At 41.3% G+C, this 14,770-nt stretch carries 17 protein-coding genes; 1 reads left to right on the forward strand and 16 read right to left on the reverse strand.

The window, feature by feature from the left end:
- Positions 1-106 precede the first annotated feature (106 nt).
- From hbs to ACP7A0_RS04090, 9 genes are all read right to left on the reverse strand, one after another.
- Complete coding sequence (hbs, locus tag ACP7A0_RS04050) at positions 107-385, reverse strand: non-specific DNA-binding protein Hbs (RefSeq protein ID WP_003215863.1); 279 nt, start codon at positions 383-385, stop codon at positions 107-109.
- Positions 386-759: 374 nt separating this feature from the next.
- Positions 760-2,238: a stage IV sporulation protein A gene (gene spoIVA / locus ACP7A0_RS04055; protein WP_008344534.1), complete on the reverse strand. Its 1,479-nt coding sequence runs from the start codon at positions 2,236-2,238 to the stop codon at positions 760-762.
- Between the two features lie 205 nt (positions 2,239-2,443).
- Entirely contained in the window at positions 2,444-3,169 is a 726-nt protein-coding gene (locus ACP7A0_RS04060; RefSeq protein ID WP_034661080.1) for a hypothetical protein, read from the reverse strand.
- A gap of 18 nt (positions 3,170-3,187) precedes the next feature.
- Entirely contained in the window at positions 3,188-3,391 is a 204-nt protein-coding gene (locus tag ACP7A0_RS04065; RefSeq protein ID WP_034318888.1) for a DUF2768 domain-containing protein, read from the reverse strand.
- Between the two features lie 266 nt (positions 3,392-3,657).
- On the reverse strand, positions 3,658-4,695 hold the full coding sequence (locus ACP7A0_RS04070) for an NAD(P)H-dependent glycerol-3-phosphate dehydrogenase (protein WP_106031054.1): 1,038 nt from the start codon (positions 4,693-4,695) through the stop codon (positions 3,658-3,660).
- 14 nt (positions 4,696-4,709) lie between these two features.
- Positions 4,710-6,020: a ribosome biogenesis GTPase Der gene (gene der, locus ACP7A0_RS04075; RefSeq protein WP_034661082.1), complete on the reverse strand. Its 1,311-nt coding sequence runs from the start codon at positions 6,018-6,020 to the stop codon at positions 4,710-4,712.
- Positions 6,021-6,179: 159 nt separating this feature from the next.
- Entirely contained in the window at positions 6,180-6,374 is a 195-nt protein-coding gene (locus ACP7A0_RS04080) for a capping complex subunit for YIEGIA (protein WP_003215794.1), read from the reverse strand.
- Positions 6,375-6,380: 6 nt separating this feature from the next.
- Positions 6,381-7,265 carry a YIEGIA family protein gene (locus ACP7A0_RS04085; RefSeq protein WP_034661083.1) on the reverse strand — a complete coding sequence of 295 codons (885 nt, stop codon included), beginning with the start codon at positions 7,263-7,265 and terminating at the stop codon, positions 6,381-6,383.
- A complete protein-coding gene (locus ACP7A0_RS04090; RefSeq protein ID WP_223249886.1) occupies positions 7,262-7,864 on the reverse strand; it encodes a YphA family membrane protein in 603 nt (200 codons plus the stop codon). Before ACP7A0_RS04090 ends, ACP7A0_RS04085 begins: the two co-directional genes overlap by 4 nt.
- A 120-nt stretch (positions 7,865-7,984) precedes the next feature.
- Here ACP7A0_RS04090 and ACP7A0_RS04095 point away from each other — a divergent pair, with 120 nt between their 5' ends.
- The gene (locus ACP7A0_RS04095; RefSeq protein ID WP_066030721.1) at positions 7,985-8,116 is read left to right on the forward strand and encodes a YpzI family protein; all 132 of its coding nucleotides are present in this window, start codon (positions 7,985-7,987) and stop codon (positions 8,114-8,116) included.
- A gap of 53 nt (positions 8,117-8,169) precedes the next feature.
- On the opposite strand, the gene fni is transcribed toward ACP7A0_RS04095, so the two are convergent.
- From fni to sleB, 7 genes are all read right to left on the reverse strand, one after another.
- Entirely contained in the window at positions 8,170-9,237 is a 1,068-nt protein-coding gene (fni, locus tag ACP7A0_RS04100) for a type 2 isopentenyl-diphosphate Delta-isomerase (RefSeq protein ID WP_426004337.1), read from the reverse strand.
- Positions 9,238-9,251: 14 nt separating this feature from the next.
- A complete protein-coding gene (gene rpsA, locus ACP7A0_RS04105; protein WP_003215529.1) occupies positions 9,252-10,403 on the reverse strand; it encodes a 30S ribosomal protein S1 in 1,152 nt (383 codons plus the stop codon).
- A 223-nt stretch (positions 10,404-10,626) separates the two neighbouring features.
- Positions 10,627-11,304, reverse strand: coding sequence for a (d)CMP kinase (gene cmk, locus ACP7A0_RS04110; protein WP_034661088.1), 678 nt, complete (start codon positions 11,302-11,304; stop codon positions 10,627-10,629).
- A 71-nt stretch (positions 11,305-11,375) separates the two neighbouring features.
- Positions 11,376-11,558 carry a YpfB family protein gene (locus tag ACP7A0_RS04115; protein WP_034661090.1) on the reverse strand — a complete coding sequence of 61 codons (183 nt, stop codon included), beginning with the start codon at positions 11,556-11,558 and terminating at the stop codon, positions 11,376-11,378.
- A 63-nt stretch (positions 11,559-11,621) separates the two neighbouring features.
- The gene (locus ACP7A0_RS04120; protein WP_426004340.1) at positions 11,622-12,269 is read right to left on the reverse strand and encodes a flagellar brake protein; all 648 of its coding nucleotides are present in this window, start codon (positions 12,267-12,269) and stop codon (positions 11,622-11,624) included.
- Positions 12,270-12,371: 102 nt separating this feature from the next.
- Positions 12,372-13,721, reverse strand: a complete 1,350-nt coding sequence (gene ypeB, locus ACP7A0_RS04125) for a germination protein YpeB (protein WP_106039213.1) — start codon at positions 13,719-13,721, stop codon at positions 12,372-12,374.
- Between the two features lie 16 nt (positions 13,722-13,737).
- Positions 13,738-14,658 (reverse strand): spore cortex-lytic enzyme, encoded by a 921-nt coding sequence (gene sleB / locus ACP7A0_RS04130; RefSeq protein WP_060596751.1) that lies wholly within the window; start codon positions 14,656-14,658, stop codon positions 13,738-13,740.
- Positions 14,659-14,770 lie beyond the last annotated feature (112 nt).

Consider the following 14,770-nt stretch of genomic DNA (forward strand, 5'->3'; position numbering starts at 1 on the left):
GAACCTTTTGATTCAAAAGGAAAAGCCCCTTATGAAAGGGGCTTTTCTAGACCAGTGTGAAACTTTATATGTATAACTCCTGCAATAGGATCATTACACATAACGATTATTTACCTGCCACCGCGTCTTTAAGTGCTTTACCTGGTTTGAAAGCAGGTACTTTGCTTGCAGGGATTTCGATCTCTGCACCAGTTTGTGGGTTACGTCCTTTACGAGCTGAACGCTCACGTACTTCAAAGTTACCAAAACCGATAAGTTGGATTTTGTCACCATTTTTAAGTGCATCTAAAATTGTATCAAAAACAGAATCAACTGCTTTTGTCGCGTCTTTTTTAGATAACTCGCTTGCTTCAGCAACCGCGTTAATAAGTTCTGTCTTGTTCATGCCTTTCACCTCCTCCCAAAAATATGCATTCAGTAGATTGTTATCATTTCTTCACAATTCATCTTCTTTCTATACACTTTTTTCGAAAAAAAGAGCGTCTAGAAAGCGTTATACATGGCTATTCATTAGAAAACAACTCTTTGAAGGAATGTTTGTCCAACAAAGTGAAGATTTTCTGTAAGTAGATTAACACATATGAAATACCATATCAAGCATTTTAAAGGGAAGAATCCTTATTCGTCAAGGATTAAGGGCACTTTTACGAACGAATATTCCTAATTTCAGCCTGAATCTGACTAATCTTTATACAATTGTCTTTTTATGACTCATTCAATACGCAAAAAAAGACCCCTGTCAATGAGAGGTCTCACATGCTATAGAATAATGGCGATCAAACCGCCTGATCCTTCGTTGATGATTCTTTCAAGCGTTTCTTTCAGCTTATATCTTGCATTTTCTGGCATCAGCGACAGCTTTGCTTGAATACCTTCTCTGACAAGGGAGCTGAGTGAGCGCCCAAATATATCAGAATTCCAAATCGAAAGCGGATCATCTTCAAAGTCTTGCATTAAGTAGCGGACGAGCTCTTCACTTTGTTTCTCTGTTCCAATAATCGGTGCAAATTCACTCTCTACATCTACCTTAATCATATGAATAGATGGCGCAACCGCCTTTAATCTCACGCCGAATCTCGAGCCCTGCCTAATGATTTCCGGCTCATCTAAACTCATATCTGACAAGGCCGGGGCCGCAATCCCGTATCCCGTCTGCTTCACCATTTTTAATGCGTCTGATACTTGATCATATTCTGTCTTCGCATGCGCAAAATCTTGCATGAGCTCTAGAAGATGGTCTTTCCCTCTAATTTCCACACCAACCACTTCTTTTAGAATATGATCATATAGATCATCTGGGGCGTACAGGTCAATCTCCGCAATCCCCTGACCCATTTCAATCCCTGCTAAGCCCGCTCTTTCAATAAAGTCAAATTCGCTGAATTGACCAACGACACGGTCAACATCTCTTAATCTTTTAATATCCTTTACGGTTTCCTTCACTGAATCCTGATAACTTTCTCTCAGCCAATGATCTTCTTTCAGCACCATGACCCAGCTTGGCAAGTTCACATTCACCTCTAGGACTGGGAATTCATATAATGCTTCACGAAGCACACTAAGGACGTCTTGCTCTCTCATACTTTCTACACTCATGGCGAGTACTGGAATATCATATTTTTGGCTGAGTTCCTGCCGCAGCGCTTCAGTTTCAGGGTGATATGGCCTCACAGAGTTGATCACCATAATAAACGGCTTTCCAACCTCTTTGAGCTCATCAATCACACGTTCTTCAGACTCAATATAATCATGTCTTGGGATTTCTCCAATGGAACCATCTGTTGTAATCACAACACCGATGGTTGAATGCTCTTGAATGACCTTGCGTGTGCCAATTTCCGCTGCTTCATGGAACGGGATTGGCTCTTCATACCACGGCGTGTTGATCATTCTTGGACCATTTTCATCTTCATACCCGCGCGCACCAGGGACTGTGTATCCGACACAATCAACAAGCCTGATGTTGACATCAAGACCGTCACTCACATGGATCGATGCCGCTTGATTCGGTACAAATTTTGGCTCAGTGGTCATAATGGTTTTTCCTGCTGCACTTTGCGGCAATTCATCCTGTGCTCTTGCACGATCTGCCTCATTATTGATATTCGGGAGCACCACGAGCTCCATAAACTTTTTAATAAACGTAGATTTCCCTGTACGAACAGCGCCAACGACTCCTAAATATATATCGCCTCCTGTTCGTTCAGCGATATCCTTGAAAATATCGACTTTTTCCAAGTGATCCCCTCCCGGACTTGCTATCCTCGTTTTCAAATAAAATACTCTATTCTTCAATCAAACTGTGCTTGAAAGGTGTCTGGACAATATATGTGTATGACGTTGTCCTATTTGAATATGACACCTTTTTTGTTTTGAGAGTATGTTTAGCCATAAAAAAACCTTTCTCCTCATTTATATGCAGAGGAAAAAGGTTCATTCTTGTTTATGACGTCTTTTTTTCTAAAAAGTCAGGCTCACCTTTTTTGTTGATGGTATATGGGACAGAAAACGCGGGTACAAACGGGGTTTCCTGCCAATAGACATCTTGAATGTTTTCACCTGGTTTGAGCTTTTGTTTCGTATTCTTCAAAATATGAGCAAAATCACTTCGGTAGTCCACATAGATTTCGCCATTTGATGAAATCAGTAACGGGAGGGAATTCCCCGTCACCGGACTCATGACCGTAGGCGGCGATTTTAAGCCTAGCTTTTTTTCATTTAACGTATATAAATTGCTTGATACTACTTTGCCATATGGCGGATATGTATGTTCATCTTGATATATTTTGATTCTAAGCCGTAATTCACTGATGGTTTGCGTCATTTTGACATCAAGCAGTTTCACCGTTGGTTTTTTTTCGACGTCTGTGAGGACATACATATATTCTCCCCCGCCTTCAAAAGATGTAGACGGTACATCGTGTAAATATCTTGGTGACAAGCGCTTAAAGTCGATGACGTACTTCTGATAAACCGGCGTGTCTGCTTCTTTCGTTTCAATCGGCAAAAGGCCATTTGTTGCTTTTTGAAATTCCTCAATCGCTGTCTGAACGCTTTGCAGCTGTTCTTCATATGGCACACGGTTTTCAGTTTTGCGATTTTCTGGATACAGACATCCTGTTAGTAAAATAAGTGCTAACAACGTGACACTGACTTTTGCTTTGATCATCACATTCTTCCTTTTTCTTTATTCATTGACCGGCCCGCTAAATACAACTAAAAACACAATGATACCTGATATAAGCATCAAGCTGTATGCAACGGTCGAGGCTGTTATTTTAAGAAACCGGCTTTTCAGCTTAAATCGACTGAAATAAATGGTTACTACGGCTAAAAACATGAGCCCCATTGAACCAAGCGCAAACCACATCTTGATTAAAGCAAAACTCATCGTGCCTGTCCCCCTTCAAAACGAACAAATTGTAAGCGTTTATATTTCATTCTAAACCAAAAATAAGGTAAATATCAATCATTTTTCCAATCATTCAGAAAAAAGCGCATAAAAAAACTGAAGCAAAGAGGGGGACTCTGCTTCAGTCATTAAATCGACTATTTTTCCTCATTCTGTAGAGGCAAAGCTCTATTCAAACTTCATTGCTATGTTATGCAAGTCTTCCCCTTCTTGCATCCTCTACATGCCTAAGTTCAGTCTTCCATTTATTTTGTTTGGTTTTCAAACATGTTCACAAGGTCTTCCATTTCATGTGTTTTCACACGTGCCATCAATGATTCTACAGCATCGTCGACCTTTTTCCCTTCAAATAAGACGTGGTAAAGCGCCTCTGTAATCGGCATGCTGACCTTGTATTCTTTGGAGAGCTGATAAGCGCCTTTTGTTGTACGTACGCCTTCAACAACCATCCCCATTTTTTCAAGCACTTCTTCAAGCTTATACCCTTTACCAAGCAGATTTCCGCAGCGCCAGTTACGCGAATGAACACTTGTACATGTCACGATCAAATCTCCCACGCCTGTTAATCCGGCAAATGTCAGAGGATTTCCTCCCATTTTTGTACCGAGACGTGCGATTTCAGCGAGTCCTCTAGTGATGAGCGCCGCTTTCGCATTGTCACCATATCCAAGTCCGTCTGTGATCCCTGCCGCAAGAGCAATGATATTTTTCAGTGCTCCGCCAATTTCTACACCAATCACATCAGGGTTTGTGTATACTCTAAAGTTGTTGTTCATGAACAAATCTTGAACAAATTGAGCCGCTTCAATATTTTCTGATGAGACAGTGACAGTTGTCGGATGACGCAAGCCTACTTCTTCGGCATGGCTCGGCCCTGATAAGACAACAACAGCTTCTCTTTTCTCATCTGGGACTTCTTGTTCAATCATTTGAGATATTCTCAGAAGTGTATCTGGTTCAATCCCTTTACTTACATGAACAAACGGCACTTTCGATATGATCAGCTCATTTGCCTGCTTTAATACTTCACGAATGGCCTTTGTTGGCACAGCGACAATAATAGCGTCTGTCCCCTCTAACGCCTGCTTCATGTCTGTCGTCGCCTTGATAGACGCTGGCAGTGCGACATTTGGCAAGTAATCATGATTTTCATGTTTCTCATTGATTTGATCAATAAGCTCTTGTCTATGTCCCCACATGTGTACATCATGATGATTATCAGCTAATACAAGCGCAAGAGCTGTTCCCCAGCTGCCTGCTCCAAGTACTGAAATTTTCTTCATTCTGCTCACCCTTTTTATTTTCTCGCTCTCGCAAATATTTTAATCGGTGTTCCTTCAAAACCAAACGCATCTCGAATGCGGTTTTCTAGGAAACGTTCATAAGAAAAGTGCATAAGCTCTGGATCATTTACAAACACCACAAAGGACGGAGGCTTAATAGCCACCTGTGTCGCATAGTAAATTTTCAGACGCTGTCCATTATGAGTCGGTGTTGGATTCATTGCCACTGCATCCATGATGATATCGTTCAAAATATTCGTTTGAACGCGCATCGCATGATTTTCACTAGCTGTAATAATGGATGGCATTAACGTATGAATTCTCTTTTTCGTGAGAGCAGACATAAACAAGACAGGTGCATAATCCAGGAATTGAAAATGCTCGCGAATGTTTTGCTCAAATTCCTTCATTGTACGCTCATCTTTTTCAACAGCGTCCCATTTGTTCACAACGATCACAACAGCTTTACCAGCTTCGTGTGCATAGCCTGCAATACGTTTATCCTGCTCAATAATGCCTTCTTCACCGTCTAGAACAACAGCGACAACATCAGAACGATCAATGGCTTTTAATGCACGAAGCACACTGTATTTCTCTGTTGTTTCATATACTTTTCCTTTTTTCCTCATACCTGCTGTATCGACAATGACAAAGTCACGCTGATTGTACGTAAACATCGTATCCACAGCATCTCTTGTTGTACCAGCGATGTTGCTCACAATGACCCGGTCTTCTCCAAGCATTGCATTCACTAAAGAAGATTTCCCTACATTCGGGCGGCCGATTAAGCAGAACTGAACAACTTCTTCCGCATACTGTGTATCCGGTAAATTTTTGAAGTGTTCTGCGACAGCATCAAGCAGATCACCTAGACCTAATCCGTGCGTTCCAGAAATCGGATACGGTTCGCCAAACCCTAGTGCATAAAAGTCATACACGTCACTTCTCATTTCAGGGTTGTCCAGTTTATTGACAGCAAGTACAACTGGCTTTTTCGTGCGATATAAAATTTTTGCGACTTCTTCGTCCGCAGATGTGACACCATCTCGGCCATTCACCATAAAGATAATGACATCCGCTTCATCCATTGCGATTTCTGCCTGATGGCGAATTTGCGCTAAAAATGGCTCATCTCCAATATCAATTCCACCAGTATCTATTAAGTTAAAGTCATAATTTAACCATTCAGCAGAGCTATAGATTCGATCTCTTGTTACACCAGGTGTGTCTTCTACAATCGATATTCTTTCGCCTGCGATTCGATTAAAAATTGTAGATTTTCCAACGTTGGGCCTTCCAACAATGGCTACGACAGGTTTACCCATAGTACCCTTCCTTTCAATCCAGCCGCGATTCAATATGTTCATCATCATGTTTCAACCGGGATTTAAAATTTTCATTCAGTTTTATGAAATAAACCCTTCAAACATGAAGGGTTCAACTTATATATTATATCAATTTTTAATCAGACCACAATGAATAACTTAAAAATGTTTGACAATCAAGTAAAGATCTTCTCCAATTCCGTGTGCAATTCCATCTAAAATGGCCTCTAAATTCATGGCGTACATGTCGAGTTCTTCTTTATTTTCACAGAAAAAAACGGCTGTTCCGCCCATGACCCGCTCTTTATTTGTTGTAGCCACAGCGAGTATAAATTGTTCAATGGTGTTCGCCATGCTCTATTACCTCACTTTCTTTTTTATGAACTCTGTCGGCATTCTGATGGCATTTTCTAAAATAGGCACTTCTTCCAATACACGGACAGCCAAATCTTCACGATACCATTGCGGTAAAATGAACACGCCAAGTGTGCCGTTATTTAGATCACGTTTTGCGAGCGGACAGAGCGATGGTTCACCAGAGTCGCGATACACACCAAGTACGTTGGATAAATCAAATAAAATGGCTTGCCGCTGCCCAAGATTGGCAATCGTTGTGGCTGAGTTGAAATTTTTCGGCGTCAAAATAAAGCCCATCCCATGCTCTAAAATGAGCTTTTGCTTTTCGGGCAGTCCGATATTCATGATGTAAATATCATTCACATAAAGCCCTGCCCCATCAAAGCGAAGCTCTCCTTTTTGTATATTGACAATATCCTTTAATTGGCTGCCAGACATTAATAGCTTTGCCAAGAAAAAACAAAGAATACCGACCACTGTCCCAATAACGAGCGAGAAGAAAATACAGGCTGTGGTCGTAATCAGTGCCGTGAGAATCGCAATATAATTCCGGCTTTCAAAGGCAATGGCAATGCCTTCTATATATGTACTGCCTCTTGAGACTAGCTCATATGAATCCATTTGAGTTAACGTATTTCTTTCCATATTGCGGACGTCTCGGAATTGTGTGGCCGCCAGCGTGAGAAAGGTAATCGCCGTAAATTCCTCCTGAATGAGTGCAGGCATAATGATCGCACCAAGTCCTGAAGCGATAAAACCAAGCGCAATATGAATCACTTGTCCATGAATATACGTGGGGTATTGCCGGTAATCTGTTCTTAACATATAAAGTCTGGCCGCCATCCCAAAGATGACACCAATAATCACAGGAAACGTATAATCCGTCATGTTGATTTTGCAGCCCCTTTTACTGGTTTTCTTGATGAACGGGCGTTCAAGAGCTTTTCAAGCTGATCGACACCTAATAGGAAGATGGACCCTTGAACAACAAGGGACAGAAAAGAGAGATCTCCTATGACAATCGATGATGTCAGGCGGTGAATCGTCAGCGCATAAAGGGCTTCGCCAAGACATACAGACATCATCCATAGGGTGACTCGTTCTGTGAAATGATGTCCATATGTCAAAGACATCAAGATCAGCAAGGCAAATACGACCCAATCCACTTTTATTAGCGTGAACCAAACCGGGTCATATAATGCAAAAATCATAAAAAAGGCATATGCGCTCACCATAGAGCCTAATTGCATGATTCTCATCATTTGATGGCCAGACCGGAATATAACGAAACCTGCACATGCATATAAAAAGGTCATCAAGTACCCCGCATTGAGGCTCATATCAAACATGGATACCATGAAATGACTACATATAATATGGACGAGGACACAAACGCCTAGCATACTGCGCCATGAGCTTTTTTCCATAATAAATGTCACCATAATCCAAACGAACCATATGGACCAATAATAGTACAAAGCCTCCAACGTCTCATCACCTCAATTACATTATGGGAAAATCCCCAATTTTTAAACGTAAGGGATCACTTTGAACATTGTATGAAATAAACAAGAGGTGACACCCTAATAATTGAGGAGGGATGCATGATGGGAAAAGATAGACAGGAAAAACGCTTAAAGGCATCAAAAAGAGTGGAATCTGACCGTGATCAATCCATTCATCATAAAGGGGCAACAGCATTAGAAGGTCCAGATAGCGCACGAAGAAGAAATCAATAAAAAAAGGCATGTGATGACCACATGCCTTAGATGTTTAGGGGCTAAACTTGATTTTAGTCCTTTTTCTTCTTTGATCTTAAACTATAGTACGTTGTGTCGATGCCTCTTTCTTTGAGCCAATGACTTGTTTCCCCGGAAATGACAACCTGGGTTTTTCTCAGTTCTTCAATGGTCTTCACGCCAAGCACTGTCATCATCATCTTCACATCTTCTTGAAGATCTATGATATCAGCGATGATGCCGCTCTCCCCTCCGCCAGTCAGTGATTTTAAGAAAAAGCCAGCTAGACCAGCAGCGGATGCGCCAAGAGCAATTGATTTTGTTACATCAAGGGCGTCTTGTATACCTCCGGAGGCTAAAACCGTTTGATCTGGAAAACTTGTATGTACTTCAGCAAGACTCGCTGCTGTTGGAATCCCCCACTGGTCAAAATAATGAAGCGCTTTTTGGCGGCGAAGATTTTCGATCTTTGAAAAGTTCGTACCACCAAATCCTCCTACATCAACGGCCGCAACTCCAGCATGAAATAACTTTTTTGCCGTTTCCTTGCTCATGCCAAATCCGACTTCTTTTACGACAACAGGCACACCAACTGATTCAGCGATGGCTGCGATGCGCTCAAGCGCCCCCCTGAAATCACGGTCTCCTTCAGGCATGACGATCTCTTGGATCACATTTAAATGAATCTGGAGCAAATTGGCCTCCAGCATCTCGACTGCTTCCTCCGCTTGCTTAATCGATGCTTCACTGCCTAAGTTCGCAAACACAATTCCATCAGGATTGACTTTTCGAACAACTTCATACGTACGTCTTTCTTCTTTATCTTTCAGTGCAGCCATTTGTGATCCAACTGCCACCGGAATATTCGTTTCCTTCGCTGCGATCGATAAAGAGCGGTTGATCTCATAGGTCGACTTTCCGCCCCCGCCAGTCATTGCATTGATAAAAATTGGCGAACCGAAAGTCAGTCCGCCAATTGTCGTATGTGTATCAATTTGTGATGTCGCAAGATCTGGTAGACCGACGTGAACGAAGGAAACATCTTTTAAACCTGTTGCTGCATGCTGTCCAGTGGACAAGGCATGTTCAATATGCTGCTTCTTTCTTTCTGCTCTCGTCAATTTTGATCACCAAATTATTTTAATTTATTAAGCTTATCGCCGATCAGGTCACCAAGCTGGAATCCGCTTGTGTTTTCTTCTTTCGCCTGATATTGACGATAATTCTCTTCGATTTGTTTTTCAGGATTTTCTTCTAAATCACGGATGCTTAATGAAATGCGCTCTTCATCTTCATTCACATCAAGCACTTTCACTTTCACAGTCTGCCCTTCTTCAAGGACTTCATGCGGCGTACCGATATGTTTATGAGAGATTTGGGAAATATGCACAAGTCCTTCGACGCCTGGCAGAATTTCAACAAATGCACCAAAGCTCACAAGACGTTGAACAGTTCCTTCAAGCACATCACCTTGTTTTACCTTTTCGCCAATCTGGCTCCAAGGTCCTGGTAATGTTTCTTTAATAGATAGTGAGATACGTTCGTTATCACGATCAACAGCAAGTACTTTGACCTGGACTTCCTGGCCTTCTTCCACTACGTCAGATGGCTTTTCAACATGCGCATGGGATAGTTGAGAAATGTGAACCAATCCATCAATGCCGCCAATGTCTACAAATGCACCAAAATCAGTAAGGCGCTGCACTTTACCATCAATCACACTGCCTACTTCAAGCTTTTGCAGGAAGTCTTGCTTTTTGTCTAATTGCTCTTGCTCCACTACTGCACGGTGCGAGAGAATCACACGATTTTTTTCGCGGTCAAGTTCGACCACGACAAGTGAGAGTGTTTTACCTTTGTAGTCTGAGAAGTCCTCTACATAGTGCGCTTCTACAAGAGATGCAGGAATAAATCCACGCACACCAATATCTACGACAAGACCACCTTTTACAACGTCTTTTACTTCAGCTTCAAATACTTCTTTTGTCTCAAACTTTTTCTCTAGGTCTTCCCAAGCGCGGTCTGCATCAACAGCACGTTTCGATAAAATCAAAGCATCGTCTTCGACTTTTGTTACTTTAAGCTCTAACTCGTCGCCATCTTTCACGACATCTGATGCTTTTTCAACGTGAAGACTTGATAATTCACTGATTGGGATGATCCCAGGCTGTTTCACATTGACGATATCTACATTGACATGCTTGTCCTCAACTTTAGAAACAATCCCTTTCACTACATCTCCAACCTCTGGTACCTGAACATCGATTTGATTCATTTCCTCTGTCATTTCGATAACCTCCTTGGTCCAAACCTACACAGCTTAGTTAAAACGACTGGGCGAATATGTGTCTTAAGCATGATGATTACCAGCCGAATATGTATTAAAGAAACATTCAAATCAATATAATTGCTTGAATGATCAATAAAAATAGTATTAGTATAAACTTCTAATAAAAGACCTTGTTTGTCAAGAGATAAACCTCTAACTTATTAAAGTTTTCTAAAATTTCTTACTGTTTCTCCACGCGGTCTGCTGCATCTAAAATTTTACCTGCTACCTCTTGAATGGAAAGAGAAGTTGTGTCAATTTCAATGGCGTCATCCGCTTTCTTAAGTGGCGAAACTTCGCGCTCAGAATCAAGTTTGTCACGTCTTGCAATCTCTTCGATCAGCTGATCGTAATTGACATCGTAGCCTTTTTTCTGATTCTCTTCAAAACGGCGTTTTGCTCTTTCTTCTACTGATGCAAGCAAGAAAATTTTCACTTCGGCATCTGGAAGAACGTGCGTACCTATGTCTCTTCCGTCCATAACGACACCGCCTTTTTGACCAAGCTCTTGCTGCCTGCGGACCATTTCTTCCCGAACAGCTCTGTGCTTTGCGACAACCGATACTTGGTTGCTCACGCGGTCTGTGCGAATATCCTCTGTGACATCGGTATTGTCTAGATGAACTTTTTGACCCTCGTCCGTTGAGACCAGATCAATCACAGTTTTTTTTAGTAATGCATCAAGTGCTGTTTCGTCCTCAAGGTCTACACCATGATTAAGTGCCGCAAGTGTAATCGCGCGGTACATGGCACCTGTATCGATATAGATATATGATTTTTTTGCTGCGACAATTTTTGCCACAGTGCTTTTTCCTGCTGCAGCAGGACCGTCAATTGCGATAGATAATTTCTTTTTCATAATACCTCTCCTTGATTGAATCTCCCTTATGAATTGTAACACGATCACCGCTCAAACGGGGGAATTTTCTATCAATCCTTCTGCTTAAACGTTTCGATCCAATCTTCAATGCTCATGTTATTTACACCCTCGTATTGCACGACTTTTGACAAAAAGAGTTCTCCTTTTGTCAAATGAAGTGTGATCTGAACGGCTAATAATAAGACAAGCTGAATGAGCACCGCTTTCAATAACCATCTTTCCATTGTCTTCATACAAAAAGCCTCCACGCTAGATTCTTTCACCTCTAGTATGGAAGCTTTTAACATCCTTTATTCTTATGCTTTTTTTACCCGTGTTAAAAGCTGCTGCTGGAAGCAGTACTTCATAATGTGCTGCTGGTGGTCATTTGTAATCTCAGAAAACTCCATGATCGCTCTTGTTTTGCCAGTCTGCTCATCTTGATATACTCGATTCATCTCTGCAACCGCTTTAATTTCCACAGGCTCTTTCAGCGGAAGTTCAAACTCTGTGACCACTTCTCCGTATTCTTTCAATGAGACACCTTCAGGAACAGCAATTGCTAAGCCGCCAGCACTCATATTGACAATAAACGTGTCAAAGGCTTCTTCATCCGTTTGCGTGATCGCCGCTTTGACCATTGTATCGACTCTCAGGTATTCTCTGCGCTGAAGCCGAATCATTTCTTCTTTTGGCGGAATGGAAATGACAATCATCGGAATATCTTCTTTCCTCTTTCCGATGACTTCGCTTGTACATTTGTATGGAATTTGATTTTCATCGAAAAAGAAAACGGTGATTTCTGTTTGCTGGTTTAAATAGATCGTGCGGCCCGTTTCTTTATCAGCTGGATAATTAATGCAAATATCATCGTTATTATTTTCCAAAACTTTCGATTTTGCAATTTTCACTTCTTTGTTCTCATTGACGTATTCAATTGTGATTGCATCCCCTATTTGTAACATTCCTCATCACTCTTTTCATCTGTGAAATCATATCCTCTCCTATATTAAACCATGTATAAAACAAAAGGAAAAGGCTTAGTCGCCTTTACCTCGCTTCCTTTTCTATAGGTCTTTATATATAGGTTCTGCGTTTTTTAGTTTATCTACTCGTTCTTCTTTTCCAGTATCCGCATTAATGAACATTCGGTACGTATCGTTCTTAATAGTTCCGAGGAACTCATAGCACAAAACTTCCTCTGACATATCATTTTGAACAATCGCTACATGAGAATCTTCGATTTTTACATGCTGATTCAATGTTTTCTTCGCTTCTTTTTGTGAGATTTTAGGTGCTTTTATGTCTCTTGTTTTATGATTCGTTAAATAGTCTTTCGCTGAAAATCCAACCACCTCACCATCATCTAATGCGACCTTCATGCGTATACTATCTGGATAAAGCAGTACATTTTTTTGAAGAGGTACATAGGTAAATACACCGATATTATCAAATTGCGCGCTTTCATCTAAATGGAACGACTCTGCATCAAATCCTTGCTTCTTTAAGAAGCTGAGTGCTTTTTCTGATGCATCATTTAAACTGATTTTCTGTTTTTTTACGTCTCGATTTTGAAGAAGGTAGACTGGGTGCCCTCCTTTTTCAGTCAAGTCTAAATAGAAATTCGCTTTACTATCAGGATCTGACATCGATAAGCTGTACACATCTCGATTGGTTTTGCTTCCGCTTTTTCTGACCTTAAAATGTTGATTATGATCAGGTGCGAATTGCTGGGCAATGCGTATCGCTTCTTTCTTTGAGATCTTTTTCCCTTTTAAATGATTGTAGCCATGTGTTTCTGATTCTGTCGACACATTTGTCGGACCGAGATTGACATCCGCAAATGCATCTGCATTTCTCTCGACTGTTTTCAACCCGTCAATGATGGTGTTATCATTCTTTCGGTCGCCATCAGCAAGCGCCATTTCAACATCCATCCATTTTAAATTTTTATTGAGGACAAGGTGCTGTACTTGTCTCAGTTCGTTTTGGATATCAGCCGCTTGATGATATAAAGACGTAATGGTTTTGTGCGTATTTTTGTTTAATGGTTCATCTGATAAGGATTTGACTGATGATTTGTAGCTAAAGTCTCCGACATTCGCCAAAAATTCTTCTGTTTTGTTAAAAGGCATTAATGTGAGCGGAAGCTGACTCACATTGTTATGTGCTTCTGATGACATTCTCCATACATCTGCAAGTGCTGGTGAAATCGACGTTTGGCTGTTCATCGCAAGCGTTGCCCCAAGTTTGTCGTGCAGCTGATCCACTTGGTATGTTAAATCGTGAAAAGCCCTTTGATAGTTGTTCTCTGCGTGCAGCAGCACTGCGTCTTTTTCTTGATGCTCTTTATAGCCCCAATAACCTGTTGAGATGACAGCAATTCCTAAAATGGCAATCAATATTCCTCTGATCATTTATTTACACCTCTTTTTATTCGCAGAAAATATGTTTCCCGATTCGTTTAATTTGTGGTCTTCCCCAAATCCATGGACTGGTTGCTGTATCAGGATTAAAGTAATAGACGGCGCTCTCAGACGGGTCCCAGCCGTTAATGGCATCAAACACAGCCTTTTTAGCAGTGTCATTTGGCGACATATAAAATTGACCATCCGCCACAGCTGTAAATGCAAGCGGTTCAAAAATAACACCTGCGATCGTATTTGGAAAAGTCGGGTTGTTCAATCGATTTAAGATAACGGCAGCGATCGCCACCTGACCTTCATACGGCTCGCCTCTTGCTTCGCTATAAACAGCTTGTGATAAGAGCTGAATATCATTACTAGAAAAACCACCTGGCATGTTGGCTGCCGTTTGTTTCGGTGTTTGGTTTGCTTGCTGATTGCCTGACTGATTCCCAGTCTTTCCAGATGTCCCGCTTCCTCCGCTTTGACTTTTTTGATTCTCTTTTGCCCCTTGAGCTGTCTTTTTTTGTGAGCTTCTTTTCGCAGAAGCTTTTGTTTGCTGATCAAGAGGTTTCCCGCCATAATGGGTAAACTCATTCCCCTTTTGCAGCTGCTGCTGAACAAAGTCTTTATAGTATTTTGTCTTTTGAACTAATAGGCTTTTTGTTTGTTTACCTACAAGTCCATCGACCTTCTTTACACCATATTGGCTTTGAAAGTTGCGAACGGCCCAGTACGTCCCCCAGCCATATACACCATCAATTTTGCCATTGTAAAAGCCATTATATTGGAGCCGTGCTTGCAGCTCGACTACATCTTCTCCTGTTGCACCTCGCTGGATGACTTGACTGGTGAAGGCTTCACTTTTTTCAGCTGACATCAGTGAAGCTGCGAGTAGAACGATTGAGAAGATAAGGACGATTTGTTTCATGAAACGAGCTTTGTCCATATTTGATCCTCCTGTACTTTTGATGTTTGAATATATATTTCTTCCGATCCCTATTTTTATACATTCATCACAGGAGTGAATTGGATGAAAAGACAAAAAAAACGCCCTATCA

The organism is Bacillus sp. DWP3-1, assembly GCF_049896565.1.
GTDB lineage: Bacteria > Bacillota > Bacilli > Bacillales > Bacillaceae > Bacillus.